Source organism: Hymenobacter terrigena, assembly GCF_054776515.1.
Genome location: NZ_BAAHBU010000004.1, coordinates 137,896 through 150,304, shown reverse-complemented (window position 1 = coordinate 150,304; position 12,409 = coordinate 137,896). Strand labels below are relative to the sequence as shown.

Sequence of the window (12,409 nt, the reverse complement as noted above, 5' to 3'; positions counted from 1 at the left end):
CATCAGGAGCACAAAGTAACGCACCAGCCGCTGGGGCGACTTGCCGAGCCGCTCCTCGGTAGTTGGTAGGTTGAGCATAAACAGGAGAATTCAGGAATGAATATATAATAAACCCAGAAAAGGTGGGTAAAGGTTCGACTTGCCAGAATGAAGCTTTTGAACCGGCCTACAAAAAAGCTGAAAAATAGCTGCTTTTCATAGAAGCCAGCGTTTTCAGGCTTTCAACGGATGTATGCCGTTACCTGCTTCGTGAACGAGTTATTTAGGAAACGTCATTAGCCCTCTATGAGTTAAGTCTCTTACAACGATGTGCCATTATTAATGGTATTTGGAATAGCGAGATTCCTCACCTTGTACAGGGCATGCGTGTAATAAAAAACCCTGGACCGAGCCATGAAGCTCAATCCAGGGTTTTTACTAATTCGAATCAGCTCCGAATTAAAACCTATTGAATTTTGAAGGTAATCGGTACCGTAAACGAAACGCTTACTGCACGGCCGTTCTGCTTACCGGGGATAAACTTAGGCAGGGTTTTCACCGCCCGAATCGTTTCCTCGTCAAGACCCGAACCAAGGCCTTTTACCACTTTCACATCCGAAACGTCGCCCTGCGGGTTCACCGTAAAGCTGACGAAGATGCGACCTTCAACTTGGTTGCGAAGCGCCAGCGGGGGGTATTTCACCGCCTTCTGGATAGCATTCACGATAGCGGCGTTACCACCACCACCGGGCAGCTGAGGCATCTGTTCTACGTAGGTGTAGACTTTGTTCTCAACTACTTCTTCAACCACTTTGTCGCCGGTGCCGGAGAGTTCAGAAAGGTCGGGAGCATCCGTGTTACCTTTTACGGTTACGGTGGCTACCGTCTTGTCTTTCAGCTCTTCCTGGTCCGGAACCTCTTCCTTCTTCACTTCCTCATCCTTTTTCACCACCGGAGGGGTGAATTTGATAGTGGTAAGCTTGGGGGGAGGGGGTGGCGGAGCCTCGGGGGGAGGAGGGGGGGGCGGCGGCTTCGTCTCATCCAGGGGAGGAGCGTCCATCAGCACGTTCTCCTTGAGGTTCTTCGCGGGCTCTTTCGGCATCTTGTCTTTCAGATACTGAGCGATGAGCGGGAAAAACACGAGGAGCGCGAATACCGACGTAGCAATAATCAGTGCCCGGGTAACGTGCCGCTGATACAAGCGACGCAGTACGTAAGCACCGTATGCCTTATTACGGCCTTCAAAAACGATGTCGTTTAAGCTGGCCTTGGCAATTTGCGCATTGTCCATCATAGGGCTGAGTCTTTAATAAGGTCCAGGTCGTCTTTGGGTACCTTCACCAGCGCGTATTTCTTCTGGTTCGTGATATTCATCTCGTCCAGAATGTCCACCATGTTTTTATACTTGGCGTCTTCGGTGGCTTTGATGAGGATGATGGGCTCCGGCTTCTGGCGCTGGCGGTCCAACAGGACCTGCCGAATGCCATTGGCAGCGAAGTTTGTCACCTTCAACTCGGGCTTGGCTACGGTTTTGTCGTTGGGCGTATTCAGACCGAAGTAGTAATACGCCTTGTTGTCTTTGCCGAGGATGATGGTCATGGCCTGCGAGGCCTTGATTTTCGTGTCCTCCACATCGTCGGTTTTCTTCACCGGCATCGTGAGCTGCATCACGTTGGGCTTGGCGAAGGTGGTGGTCAGCATGAAGAAGGTGAGCAGGAGGAAGGCCAAGTCCACCATTGGGGTCATGTCGATTTTGGTCGACATTTTCTTGGCCCGCTTCTTCCCACCTTTTCCACCGGAGTCGGCTTTGCCTTGAATTTCTGCCATGGGATTTAGTTAAGTGAGGAGATTAGAAACTGAAGCAGTAGGAGCAACCAATATTATTTGGCAGCGGCTACGGGCTTGTTCTCCATGTCCGTAATGAGGTTGAAGCGGTTGATATCCTTCTCCTGCAATACCTTGATAACCTGCTGCACCGTGGGTACATCAGCATTACCGTCGCCTTTGATAGCGATGTAAGTAGGCTTGTGGAAAATGGCCTGGTTGGCCGTGCGAGCCGCCAGTACCCAGTCAATCAACTGGTTATTAAGCGAGTCGAGCGGAACACCGGGTTGCTGGGCATTCACCTGCTTGCGGTCTTCCTTGGCCATGTTCAGGTAAGAGCCAAGCTGGCTGATGGGCAGGCCAAAGTTGGGCAAATTGCTGAACTCCTTGGCCTGAGCTGCGGTAAAGTTTACGCCATATTTAGCGCCTACTTTCTGCAATGCCTGAATCTTGGTTTGCGGAGCATCCACACCAAAGAAGACGCGCTTCTTGCTATCGATGGTAAGCGTAATTACATTGTTCTCGGGCAATTTAAGCTCCGAAGTCGATGACGGCGTGTCCACCACCACAGTCTCTTCGGGGGCAAACTTGGTGGTGAGCATGAAGAATGTCACCAGCAAGAAAGCCAGGTCCACCATCGGCGTCATATCGAGCGACGGCGAGGTACGGTGCGGTTTTACTTTGGGCATTGCGAGGTGGGGTTAAAAGGGGGCGACTCATTCCGAAGAACGAATCGCCCCGCGTTTTAGTGCATCAGCCGGTAGCTGCGCAAACGGGATTAAACCGTCTGGGTAGCCGTGGTCTGGCCGTGCTGGCCAGCGAACGTCTGGATGATGCTGAAGCCAGCCTCGTCGATGCTGTAGGTCAGCTCGTCAATTTTGCTGGTGAAGTAGTTGTAAGCCACGATGGCCAGGGCCGAGGTACCGATACCCAGAGCCGTGTTAATCAGTGCTTCCGAGATACCGTTTGCCAGAGCTACGGCGTCGGGAGTACCGGCCTGCGCCAGAGCGGCGAAGGCGCGAATCATGCCGAATACCGTGCCGAGCAGACCGGTCAGGGTTGCAATCGAAGCGATGGTCGAAATGATAACCAGGTTTTTCTCCAGCATGGGCAGCTCCAGAGCGGTGCTTTCCTCGATTTCTTTCTGGATTGCCAGTACCTTCTGGTCGGTGGTCATGTTGCGCTCACGAGTCATCTCGTTGTACTTCATCAGACCGGCTTTCACCACGTTGGCAACCGAACCTTTCTGGGCGTCGCAGGCAGCCAGGGCGCCGTTGATGTCGTTGGCGTTCAGCTTCTGACGCACGGTGCGTACGAAGCTTTCGATGCCTTTCGAACCCTTGGCCTTGGCGATGGTGAGCATGCGCTCAATCGAGAAGGTGATAACGCACAGGAACATGGTCATCAGGAAGGGTACGATGAAGCCACCTTTGAATACCACACCGAGGTAATCGCCGGGGTTGGGGTTGTTTTCGTTGTTACCGCCCTGGAAGTGGCTGGCATCACCGAACACGAATTTGTAAACGCAATAGCTGATGACGAAGGCCAGGATGATAACCAGGACGGAGAACAGCGAGGCACCACCGCTGCTTTTGGCTTCGGCTTTAGCGGCCGTAGCGGCGGGCCGGGGGCTCGTATTCATGGCATTTTTCTGTTCCATTGTTCCGGAGTGTTTGAGGTTATTGAGTGAAGTAGTTGAATTGAGTGGGTAAAGAAAATGCAAAAAGTTGGTTAGGGGAGCAGGCAGGGGCAAAAAGACAATCGATAATCCCGTAATGAGGAGATTAAAATAGCACTTACCAAAGTCTAAACTACCCGACGAGCCGTCTTAGTTGGGCAAACCTAACCAAAAAGCGTGGCCTGACCAAAGAAAACTTGCCTGCACCCACCAGAATGGCAATGAAAGTTGGATGAAGTTTCCCCAACGCTAAACCTTGCCTTGGGGTTGAGTTGGGCGGCGTTTGGCTTCCTCCCAATACACATCCATCTGGGTCAGGGAGAGGTCGGCAAGACGCTCATTATTGGCCGCAGCAGCCGTTTCCAGATACTGAAATCGGCTGATAAACTTACGGTTGGTGCGCTCTAGTGCTTCTTCGGGATTGATGCCGGCGAAGCGGGCAAAATTGACCAGTGAAAAGAGCAAATCACCGAACTCATCGGCTGCTTTTTCAGCGTCCATCCGGTCGGGATTGCCGTGGCTGTACTCGGCTCCGAACTCGTTTAATTCTTCCTGCACTTTGTCCCATACCTGCTCGGGCTGCTCCCAGTCGAAGCCCGCGCCCCGGGCTTTTTCCTGAATGCGCATGGCCTTCACCAGTGCGGGCAGCGAGGTAGGCACGCCGCCGAGAACTCCGGTGGTATTGCCTTTTTCCTTGAGCTTAAGTTGCTCCCAGTTGCGTTTTACTGCCTCTTCGTCGTCGGCCTGTACGTCGCCGTAAATGTGGGGGTGGCGGTAAATTAATTTTTCGCACTGGGCATTAAGCACATCCGCAATATCGAAGGCGCCTTTTTCGGCGGCGATGCGAGCGTAGAAAATCAGGTGGAGCATGACATCGCCGAGCTCCTTTTTGAGGTCGGGCAGGTCGTCGCGCAAAATGGCGTCGCTGATTTCGTAGGTTTCCTCGATGGTGAGGTGCCGCAGGGTTTGCAGCGTCTGCTTTTTGTCCCAGGGGCATTCGGTGCGAAGACGGTCGAGCACGTCGAGCAGGCGACCGAAGGCTTCGAGCTGCGCGGGCCGGCGCGCACTGGTAAGCAGGGCAGTAGGCGAAGTTGAGGTATTTTCCATTATTCCAAAGATAAAACTCCGTGCCGCCAACCGGTTGCTAATGCCTAATTTTGGTCTTTCAAATTAACTACCTCCGTGACTTTAATAAAATCTATTTCCGGCATTCGCGGCACCATTGGCGGGCCAGTGGGCCAGGGCCTCACGCCGCTCGACGTGGTGAAGTACGCTGCAGCGTATGGCACTTGGGTTAAAACCCAGAGTACCGACAGCAAGCTGATTGTTATCGGCCGCGATGCCCGCATCTCGGGCGACATGGTGAGCCGTCTGGTGGCGGCCACGCTGCAAGGCCTCGGCCTCGACGTGTGCGACTTGGGCCTGAGCACCACGCCCACCGTGGAAATGGCCGTGCCCGCCAAGAAGGCGGCCGGCGGCATTATTCTCACGGCTTCGCATAACCCCAAGCAGTGGAACGCGCTGAAACTGCTGAACGCAACCGGCGAATTCATTTCCGAAACCGACGGGCAGCAGGTGCTGGCGTCGGCTGAGAGCGAAGATTTTGACTTTGCGCCCGTGACCAAGCTCGGGCAGTATACCACGGACAATAACTTCCTGAAGAAGCACATCAAGGCCATTCTGGCGCTGCCGCTGGTGGATGTGTCAGCTATTAAGGCCCGCAACTTCCGGGTGGCGGTGGATGCCGTGAATTCCTCGGGGGGCTTTGCCGTGCCGCAGCTGCTGGAAGCGCTGGGCGTGACAACCATTGAGAAACTACACTGCGAGCCGACCGGTGACTTTGCCCACAACCCCGAGCCGCTGCCTGAACACCTGCGCGACATCGCCAAAGTGCTGGAAAAAGGCGGCTTCGACCTCGGCATTGTGGTGGACCCCGACGTGGACCGCCTGGCGCTGGTGAGCGAAAACGGTGAGATGTTCGGCGAAGAATATACGCTGGTGGCCGTGGCCGACTACGTGCTGAAAAGCCTGGGCGGCGGCAACACCGTGAGCAACCTGAGCAGCACCCGCGCCCTGCGCGACGTGACGGAGAAGGCCGGCGGCAGCTACTCGGCCGCCGCCGTAGGCGAGGTGAACGTGGTGACGAAAATGAAGGAAACCAACGCCGTAATCGGCGGGGAGGGCAATGGGGGTATCATTTACCCCGAGCTGCACTACGGCCGCGACGCTTTGGTGGGCATTGCGTTGTTCCTAACGCATCTGGCCAAAACGGGCCTGACGGTGAGCCGCCTGCGTAACTCGTACCCGAGCTATTTTATCTCGAAAAATAAGATTGAGCTGACGGCCGAAATTAACACCGACGACGTGCTGACCAAGATGGAGCAGCGCTACGCTAAGCAGCCGGTGAATACAATTGACGGCGTGAAAATTGAGTTCGATAAGGAGTGGGTACACCTGCGCAAGTCCAATACCGAACCGATTATTCGCATCTACGCCGAGTCAGATTCCAATGCGACGGCCGATTATCTGGCCCAGAAAATCATTGGCGACATCAAGGAAATTATCGCCTTGAAGGCCTAGGCAAGCACCAACCTTATTGCCTGGTATATAAGGGCGGCAGATGTGGGCCAAAAACCCGAAGTTTGTATCGTGTTAACTCCGAAGAAGCCGGGTGCACCCACGCCCGGCTTCTGGCTTTTTATTTGATTCTATGAGTGCAACTTCCCCCACCACCCCTGCCTTCGTTTACTTCGACAACGCCGCCACTACGCCGCTCGACCCCGAAGTACTGGAAGCTATGCTGCCCTTTCTGAGCCAGCACTACGGCAACCCCAGCAGCCTGCACGGGCCGGGCCGGCAGGTGCGCGCTGCCATCGAAAACGCCCGCAAGACGGTAGCACACCTGCTCAATGCCGCGCCAGCCGAAATTATTTTCACCAGCGGGGGCACCGAGGCCGACAACTACGCTGCCTTTGGCAGCGTGCGTACGCTGGGGCTGAAGCACGCCATCACCTCGCCGCTGGAGCATCACGCCGTGCTGCACCCCTTGCAGGCGCTGGCCAAAAGCGGCGAGATTGAGCTGCACTACGTGAAGCACGACGCACAGGGAGCCCTGGATTTGGGCCACTTGGAAGAGCTGCTGGCCACGCAGTCGCGCACGTTCGTGAGCCTGATGCACGCCAACAACGAAATCGGCAACCTGAACGACATTGCCGCCATTGGCGACATCTGCGCCCGGTATGATGCCATCTTCCACACCGATACGGTGCAGACGATGGGCCACTACCGGCACGACGTGCAGCAGCTGAAAAACCACTTTCTGGTGGGTTCGGCCCATAAATTTCATGGGCCGAAGGGCGTGGGCTTTATCTATACCCGCAGCGGCTTGCAGGTGAGCCCGCTCATCCACGGCGGCGCACAGGAGCGCAACGTGCGCTCGGGCACCGAGAATGTGTACGGCATCGTGGGCCTGGCCAAGGCGCTGGAAATTGCGGTGCGCGACCTGGCGGCGCACCACGCGCAGGTGCAGGCCTTGAAAACCCGCTTCATCGAAAAGCTGCGGGCCGAGGTGGAGGACGTGCAGTTCAATGGCCTGTCGGAATACGCCGACAAGAGCCTCTACACAGTGCTGAGCGTGAGCCTGCCACCGTCGGCCATCAGCGAGATGCTGTTGTTCAACCTCGATATCAGCAAGGTGGCGGCTTCGGGCGGCTCGGCCTGTACGAGCGGGGCGCAGGCCGGCTCGCATGTCCTAGAAGCCCTAGGCTGCGACCCCAGCCGTGCCACCGTGCGCTTTTCGATGAGCAAGATGAATACCGAAGCCGAGGTGGACTACGCCGTGGCCGTACTGTCTAAACTGTACCGGCCGGTGGCGGTGTAGCAGAGGTCTTGCTTTCGGCTGATTGAATTGCAAAGTCCGGCTGCATTCCAGATGCAGCCGGACTTTTTTTATGCATTGAGGCGAGAATTGAGCCGTGGAATTGCGTCAGCCGCATTGCTCGGTGATGACTACTTTTCGGCTCCTTCCGTAAACTAGGCCGACAACTTATTTCTGCATGGCTGACATCAATATTCAACGCAAAAAATCGGCTCCCAGCCCCTGGCTGCTGGTGCTGCTAGCGGCCGTGGTGGTAGCGGCGGCCGCTTATTTCTTCCTGCGCCCCGACCCGGCCGATGAGCCTGCGCCGCCGGTTGCCACCCCGGAAGCGACGACTCCCGCTACTGCCCCGGACACACTGGCCGCCGCCGCGGCCGTAGACCAGGCCACGCGCCGCGCCGCCATTGATGCCATTCCGCAGGGCGATACCACCCATGATGCCGCCACTTCCGACGGCAGTTCCGAAACGGCCGCCGCGCTGGCTACCCAGGCTGCTTCCGACCCGGCCGCGCCCGACTATGCCCGCAATGGCCTGCAAAAACTAACCGGCGTGCTGGTGTCGCTCACCGACCGCGACGACCTGCGCGACCCCACCACCACCGAGCAGCGCGACAATCTGACCAGCGCCACGGCCCGCCTCGGCGAGCCCAATACCAGCCTGCGCCCCGGTTTTGTGGCGGCGGCCGGCCTTATCCGGGCCATGCAGCAGAAGGCTTATCCCGAGCTGGAAGAGCAGGCCAATGCGTTGGTAAGCCTTGGCGGGCAGCTATCTGGCCGCAGTGCCACGGCGGCTGAGCAACGCCAGAATCAGCAGTTCCTGACCCAGGCTGCGGCTGCTGTACGCGTACTCAGCGAGCCGAAAAAATGATTTTTAGTGTGGATTAGTCGTTGTCAATAGCAGTAGAAATAGATAGCAAATTGATAACGGATAACCAACAGTCAACAGCCCATCAAATGGAAACCCCCATCCTGCGCCGCTTGCGCGACCTGACCGATTTTGAAGTGGCCGACGATAACCCCGACGTGCGCGGCTGGACCGTGCGCGGCTCCGATGGCCAGGCCCTGGGCACGGTGTTCGAGCTAATTGTGGAACCCGAAGCCATGAAGGTGCGCTACCTGGACGTAGAGCTGGACCCGCGTTTCAACATCAATGAGCACGAAAGCCACATTCTGCTGCCCATTGGGGCTGCTGCGCTGGATGAGGACGGGGACAATGTCTTCGTGTCCGCGCTCAATGCCGAGTCCGTGCTGAACTACCCGCACTACGTCGATATCCAGATTACCCGCGAGTACGAAGAAGCCATGCTACGGGCGCTGGGCAAAGAGCCCGCCACCGCCAATCCGCGCTTCTACGAGCAGGATTCATTCGATGCGGACAGCTTCTACAGCCGCCGCCGGGCTTCCTAAGCCGGCCGGAGGTTATTGCGGCGCAATGCGGCGCGTGAGCACCTGCCCATTGGGCAGGCGGAGGCTGAGCACGTAGAGCCCCGGGGCCAGGCCAGTAGCATCGATGCGCAGCGCACCTGCTCCGGCCGCCGTGCTGCTTACCACGAATTCCTGCCCCACCGCATTATGGCAGCGGATTTCAACCGGCAGCACGTTGCCGCTGATGAAAAAAGCGTCGGTGCCGGGATTGGGATAGATGCTGAAATCGGCATCGGTGGCGCGGCGCGTGGCGGTGGCAGTGCGGTTGGGCGTGGCCAGCCAGATGGTGGCGTTGAGCAGGATGCGGGCGTGGTCGCCGTTGGCTTCGGCCGCCCAGCCGTCGTACAGGCTGTTGCCGGGCGCGCCGGTGCCGTCGTCGGGCGGCGACGAATCGCCGAGGGCCACCACGCGGCCCCGGCCGTAGCGGGCGCGCGCCACGATGGCGCCGGTGGTGCCGGTAGTGGCCGCGCCGGGCTTGAACAAGGCCCCGCGCACGCTGGCATTGGCAGCAGGGTCGAGGGTGAGACTGGCGCCGTTGTGGTATTCCATGGCCACGGGGTTGCCGGCGGGGCCGTGCAGGAGCGAATCGGCTGGGGCGGTAGCCGCGCCCACACCGGTGGTGAAAACAAGGTTGTTGAGGTCGAAGGTGATGCCGAAGGGATTGGCCGGGCTGGCCGAGGCCATGAGGTCGTTCCAGATGGCGGGCGAGTCCCAACCGTCGCCGTTGCGGTCCGAAATGGTGTGGTCTGAAATCATGAACAGCCCGCCGCCGTTGCGCACGTAGTTCAGAATGGCCGTTTTCTCGGCTGCCGTGTAGCGCGTGTTGGGCTCGTCCACGATATAGGCGGCGTAGTTGTGCAGGTCCTGGGCGTTCGTGGCATCGCCGTAGGTGATGCGGCCGCTGCCGGGTAGGGTTTCGACCTGGTAGCCGCGCTTCACCAGGGCAATGCCCCAGGAGGAGAGGGCGCCGGTCCAGTACGTTTCCGGCGTGCTGGCCGTCACGGTGCTTTGCGCCGGCGTAGGCAGGCGCTGGGGGCTGCCGGCCACGTCGGCATCAATCACCCAATCGGCGTTGCCAGCCGTTTGGGCTTTGGTGGCATCAAATAGAATTTTAACGGCTTGCTGAGCTTGGGCCGGAGCGCCGGCTAGCAGCCCGAAAGCAAGTGCTAAAGTGTAATGAAAGCGCATTTGGGTGGGAATTTGCTGAGAACGAAACCTTAAAGTTACACAAAGCGCGTTAATAGAAATATGAAAATAAGAGAAGGCGCTGCCGAGCTTAGCTCAACAGCGCCTTCGGGGGCTCTTCAACTAGTTGCGTGCTAATTCTGCCGAATCATATCGGCTACGGCATCCACCCAATACGGCTCCGAGTTCAGGGAAGGTACTAGCTGCCAGTGCTTCCCGCCAGCCTGCTCAAATATTTCCTTGAATTCTTCGCCCACTTCAATGGTCGTTTCGAGGCAGTCGGCCACGAAGGCGGGGGAGAAGGCCAATACATTATTAATGCCCTTGGCCGGGAGTTCCTTGATAACCTCGTCGGTGTAGGGCTGGAGCCAGGGGTCGCGCAGGCGGCTTTGCAGGCGGCTCTGGAAGGTGACGGTGTACTGGTCGTCGCGCAGGCCCAGCTCCTGGGCCAGCAGGCGCGAGGTGGCAAAGCACTGGGCCCGGTAGCAGTAGCGGTTGTTCTTATTGTAGCTGGCGCAGCAGGTGCCCAGCTTGCAGTAGCCTTTGAAGCTGCCCTTGAGCACGTGCCGTTCCGGGATGCCGTGGTAGCTGAACACGATGTGGTCGTAGCGGTGCTTCGCCATTTCGGCCTTGCCCCGCGCCCCGAAGCTGGCGATAAAGCCAGGGTCATCGGCAAAGGTGCTGATAAAGCTGATGGTCGGCACTATCCACCAGTCTTTCACGATGTCCATCACCTTCTCCTGCACCGAGCCCGTGCTGGCCGAAGCATACTGCGGAAACAGCGGCAGCACGATGATGCGGTCCACGGCCGCGTCGCGCAGCTCCTCCAGCGCCTTCTCGATGCTGGGTTGCTGGTAGCGCATGCCGAAGGCTACCACGTAGTCCTTGCCCAGCACTTCTTTCAGCTTAGCCTGCAAATCGAGGCCGTGGAAAAGCAGGGGCGAACCCCGCTCATCGTCCCAGAGCTGCTGGTAGATTTTAGCCGATTTCGGAGCACGCAACGGCACCACGAGGCCCTGAAACAGCGGATAGCGGAGGGCGGCCGGCATGTCAATCACACGGCCATCGGTGAGGAATTCGTTGAGGTAGCGGCGCACGTCGGGCGTGCTGGGCGAGTCGGGCGTGCCGAGGTTGACTAGGAGCACGCCAATACGGCGGGTAGGGGTGGCGGGAGAATTCATTGGGGCAAAGTTCGGAAGCCGGCGGCGGAGTGTCGCGCGGACTTTTAGTCCGCAAGAGGAGCATTCCAGACGCGGACTAAAAGTCCACGCTACACGCGCTTGACCAGCAAACAGCCGGCCCGCAGCATGGTTTCATACCAGTCCGCCACTGGTCCGATTTCGGCCCTGCCCTAGCTTTTCCGCCCCGAAAGCCGTACCTTTGCGGCCCTGATTATCAAACCCATCCATCGTGAACCCCGAAACTAAACCCCACCGCGCCGGCTTCGTGAGCATCATTGGCAAGCCCAACGTGGGCAAGTCCACGCTGATGAATGCGCTGGTGGGCGAGCGGCTCAGCATCGTCACGAGCAAGGCCCAGACCACGCGCCACCGCATCCTGGGCATCCTCAACGGCGATGACTTTCAGCTGATTTATTCCGATACGCCCGGCATCATTCAGCCCAAATACGAGCTGCACAACGCCATGATGAGCTTCGTGTATTCGTCGCTGGAAGATGCCGATGTGGTGCTCTTCGTGACTGATATCTACGAAAAGCACGACGAAGAGCCCGTCGTGGAACGCCTGCGCAAAATGGTGGACACGCCCATCATCCTCCTCGTCAATAAAATTGACCAAGCCGACCAGGCCGAAGTGGAAGCCAAGTTGGCCTACTGGAAAGAACAGCTCCCCAATGCTGCCGAAGTCCTACCCATTTCGGCCCTCAACCACTTCGGCACCGATGGCGTGCTGCAACTGGTGCTGGAGCGCCTGCCCGTGCACCCGGCCTACTACCCGAAAGACGAACTAACCGACAAGCCGGAGCGTTTTTTTGCCGCCGAAATGGTGCGCGAGAAAATTTTCAAGCTCTACAAAAAGGAGATTCCCTACAGCTGCGAAGTTGTTATCGAGGAGTTCAAGGAAGAGGACGCTATTATCCGCATTCGCGGCATCATCTACGTCGAGCGCAGCAGCCAGAAGGGCATCGTCATCGGCCAGGGCGGCGAGGCGCTGAAGAAAGTAGGCACCTGGGCGCGCGAGGAAATGGAGAAGTTTTTCCTCAAAAAGGTGTTCCTGGAGCTGCACGTGAAGGTGAACGAGAACTGGCGCACCGACGCAAAAGCGCTTAGCCGGTTCGGGTACCAATAAGCTGTAGCGCGGACTTTTAGTCCGCGAACCAACCAATTATTACAACTCGCGGACTAAAAGTCCGCGCTACCATATTTCCGACCATCTATAATTTAAATAACCCCGGGCACTGCCGAATCTAGGTCGGGTCGGCG

At 57.8% G+C, this 12,409-nt stretch carries 12 protein-coding genes; 5 read left to right on the top strand and 7 right to left on the bottom strand.

The features are described from left to right. Positions 1-445: 445 nt before the first annotated feature. The 5 genes from ACYU7Q_RS17190 to mazG form a co-directional block, all read right to left on the bottom strand. Positions 446-1,273 carry an energy transducer TonB gene (locus tag ACYU7Q_RS17190; RefSeq protein ID WP_460610673.1) on the bottom strand — a complete coding sequence of 276 codons (828 nt, stop codon included), beginning with the start codon at positions 1,271-1,273 and terminating at the stop codon, positions 446-448. Beyond that, a complete protein-coding gene (locus tag ACYU7Q_RS17185) occupies positions 1,270-1,806 on the bottom strand; it encodes an ExbD/TolR family protein (RefSeq protein ID WP_198069143.1) in 537 nt (178 codons plus the stop codon). The genes ACYU7Q_RS17190 and ACYU7Q_RS17185 overlap by 4 nt, the downstream gene beginning before the upstream one ends. Before the next feature lie 53 nt (positions 1,807-1,859). After that, positions 1,860-2,492, bottom strand: a complete 633-nt coding sequence (locus tag ACYU7Q_RS17180) for an ExbD/TolR family protein (RefSeq protein WP_460610672.1) — start codon at positions 2,490-2,492, stop codon at positions 1,860-1,862. A gap of 89 nt (positions 2,493-2,581) precedes the next feature. Beyond that, positions 2,582-3,445 carry a MotA/TolQ/ExbB proton channel family protein gene (locus ACYU7Q_RS17175; RefSeq protein WP_460610671.1) on the bottom strand — a complete coding sequence of 288 codons (864 nt, stop codon included), beginning with the start codon at positions 3,443-3,445 and terminating at the stop codon, positions 2,582-2,584. Positions 3,446-3,730: 285 nt separating this feature from the next. After that, positions 3,731-4,588, bottom strand: coding sequence for a nucleoside triphosphate pyrophosphohydrolase (gene mazG / locus ACYU7Q_RS17170; protein ID WP_460610670.1), 858 nt, complete (start codon positions 4,586-4,588; stop codon positions 3,731-3,733). A 75-nt stretch (positions 4,589-4,663) separates the two neighbouring features. Between mazG and glmM the strand changes: the two genes are divergently transcribed. From glmM to ACYU7Q_RS17150, 4 genes are all read left to right on the top strand, one after another. After that, positions 4,664-6,061, top strand: a complete 1,398-nt coding sequence (gene glmM / locus ACYU7Q_RS17165; RefSeq protein WP_460610669.1) for a phosphohexomutase domain-containing protein — start codon at positions 4,664-4,666, stop codon at positions 6,059-6,061. Between the two features lie 130 nt (positions 6,062-6,191). Beyond that, entirely contained in the window at positions 6,192-7,361 is a 1,170-nt protein-coding gene (locus tag ACYU7Q_RS17160) for a cysteine desulfurase family protein (RefSeq protein ID WP_460610668.1), read from the top strand. Between the two features lie 175 nt (positions 7,362-7,536). Then, a complete protein-coding gene (locus ACYU7Q_RS17155; RefSeq protein ID WP_460610667.1) occupies positions 7,537-8,226 on the top strand; it encodes a hypothetical protein in 690 nt (229 codons plus the stop codon). Positions 8,227-8,312: 86 nt separating this feature from the next. Next, a complete protein-coding gene (locus tag ACYU7Q_RS17150) occupies positions 8,313-8,765 on the top strand; it encodes a YlmC/YmxH family sporulation protein (protein WP_460610666.1) in 453 nt (150 codons plus the stop codon). 12 nt (positions 8,766-8,777) lie between these two features. Here the strand turns inward: ACYU7Q_RS17150 and ACYU7Q_RS17145 are convergent, their stop codons facing one another. Together ACYU7Q_RS17145 and hemH are read right to left on the bottom strand one after the other, a co-directional pair. Continuing rightward, complete coding sequence (locus tag ACYU7Q_RS17145) at positions 8,778-9,971, bottom strand: T9SS type A sorting domain-containing protein (protein ID WP_460610665.1); 1,194 nt, start codon at positions 9,969-9,971, stop codon at positions 8,778-8,780. A 131-nt stretch (positions 9,972-10,102) separates the two neighbouring features. Continuing rightward, positions 10,103-11,149 carry a ferrochelatase gene (hemH, locus tag ACYU7Q_RS17140; protein ID WP_460610664.1) on the bottom strand — a complete coding sequence of 349 codons (1,047 nt, stop codon included), beginning with the start codon at positions 11,147-11,149 and terminating at the stop codon, positions 10,103-10,105. A 229-nt stretch (positions 11,150-11,378) separates the two neighbouring features. On the opposite strand from hemH, the gene era reads away from it, so the two are divergent. Further along, positions 11,379-12,275 (top strand): GTPase Era, encoded by an 897-nt coding sequence (gene era, locus ACYU7Q_RS17135; RefSeq protein ID WP_460610663.1) that lies wholly within the window; start codon positions 11,379-11,381, stop codon positions 12,273-12,275. The last annotated feature ends 134 nt before the right edge of the window (positions 12,276-12,409 follow it).

What these genes read in the sequence shown, in the direction of transcription:
- ACYU7Q_RS17190 (WP_460610673.1), bottom strand. Translation starts at nt 1,273, where the DNA reads ATGATGGACAATGCGCAAATTGCCAAGGCCAGCTTAAACGACATCGTT.
- ACYU7Q_RS17185 (WP_198069143.1), bottom strand. Translation starts at nt 1,806, where the DNA reads ATGGCAGAAATTCAAGGCAAAGCCGACTCCGGTGGAAAAGGTGGGAAG.
- ACYU7Q_RS17180 (WP_460610672.1), bottom strand. Translation starts at nt 2,492, where the DNA reads ATGCCCAAAGTAAAACCGCACCGTACCTCGCCGTCGCTCGATATGACG.
- ACYU7Q_RS17175 (WP_460610671.1), bottom strand. Translation starts at nt 3,445, where the DNA reads ATGAATACGAGCCCCCGGCCCGCCGCTACGGCCGCTAAAGCCGAAGCC.
- mazG (WP_460610670.1), bottom strand. Translation starts at nt 4,588, where the DNA reads ATGGAAAATACCTCAACTTCGCCTACTGCCCTGCTTACCAGTGCGCGC.
- ACYU7Q_RS17160 (WP_460610668.1), top strand. Translation starts at nt 6,192, where the DNA reads ATGAGTGCAACTTCCCCCACCACCCCTGCCTTCGTTTACTTCGACAAC.
- ACYU7Q_RS17155 (WP_460610667.1), top strand. Translation starts at nt 7,537, where the DNA reads ATGGCTGACATCAATATTCAACGCAAAAAATCGGCTCCCAGCCCCTGG.
- ACYU7Q_RS17150 (WP_460610666.1), top strand. Translation starts at nt 8,313, where the DNA reads ATGGAAACCCCCATCCTGCGCCGCTTGCGCGACCTGACCGATTTTGAA.
- ACYU7Q_RS17145 (WP_460610665.1), bottom strand. Translation starts at nt 9,971, where the DNA reads ATGCGCTTTCATTACACTTTAGCACTTGCTTTCGGGCTGCTAGCCGGC.
- hemH (WP_460610664.1), bottom strand. Translation starts at nt 11,149, where the DNA reads ATGAATTCTCCCGCCACCCCTACCCGCCGTATTGGCGTGCTCCTAGTC.